Genomic DNA, 304 nt, shown 5'->3' with positions numbered 1-304 from the left:
TGGTTTTGCAGGTGGTTTTGCTGGAGGCTTTCTTAAGGGTGCAATGACAGGTGATGATGCTGGAACTTTGGCAGAACCTGGTGCAGGTACTATTGCAGGTGCGCTTCTTTGTGGAGTTGGTCAAGGACTCGTGGCTGGTACAGCGACAGGTCTTGCTGGCTATAAATATTTAGATTTGTAAAATTCGACAAACAATACAATTAACTAATATGGAGGAATATATGAATTCTATAGCGTTTAATGATTTTGAAATTGTAGATAGTGAAAATCTTGTAGAAATTGGTGGTAGATTTAATGTCTGGGG

1 protein-coding gene is annotated in these 304 nt (G+C 39.8%); it reads left to right on the top strand.

The features are described from left to right. Positions 1 to 181: hypothetical protein (locus FH871_RS35515; RefSeq protein ID WP_212768443.1), on the top strand; the 181-nt coding region annotated here is incomplete at its 5' end. Between the last annotated feature and the right edge of the window lie 123 nt (positions 182 to 304).

Origin of the sequence: Larkinella sp. C7 (assembly GCF_006149005.1) — a bacterium.
Lineage (GTDB): Bacteria > Bacteroidota > Bacteroidia > Cytophagales > Spirosomataceae > Larkinella.
This window is presented reverse-complemented; position numbering and strand designations above follow the sequence as displayed.